Origin of the sequence: Ligilactobacillus acidipiscis DSM 15836 (assembly GCF_001435755.1) — a bacterium.
Classification (GTDB): domain Bacteria; phylum Bacillota; class Bacilli; order Lactobacillales; family Lactobacillaceae; genus Ligilactobacillus; species Ligilactobacillus acidipiscis.
The window spans coordinates 1-473 of sequence record NZ_AZFI01000367.1; the positions used below are offsets into that span (position 1 = coordinate 1).

General features: G+C 44.4%; 1 protein-coding gene. It reads left to right on the forward strand.

Features of this window, described 5'->3' with window-relative positions; translation table 11 throughout:
- Positions 1–473: ATP-binding cassette domain-containing protein (locus FC65_RS11135; protein WP_156408654.1), on the forward strand; the 473-nt coding region annotated here is incomplete at both ends.

Genomic DNA, 473 nt, shown 5'->3' on the forward strand with positions numbered 1-473 from the left:
CAGGAAACACAAGAAAAAAAGGCCAAGGATGCTTTGAATCTAGTTGGTTTGAATGGGTACGATCAACAATATCCTGACCAATTATCCGGTGGGATGCAACAGCGTGTCGGTTTAGCACGGGCAATTGCCAATGATGCCGAGATCTTACTAATGGATGAAGCTTTTTCTGCCTTGGATCCATTGTACCGGAAAGAAATGCAGGATCTCTTGTTACAGATCCAAGAAAAAATGCATAAGACAGTTATTTTCATTGGACATGATTTAAACGAAGCCTTGAAATTGGGCGATCGGATCATGATCATGCGTGACGGTGTAGTTCAACAGATCGGTGAACCTGAAGATATCTTGACGCATCCGGCTAATGATTATGTTGAACGCTTTATTGAAGGCGTTGACCGGACTCAAGTTCTGACGGCCAGCAGCGTCATGGCTAAAGCACATGTGGTCAACATTGCTAAAGCTGGTCCGCGAGT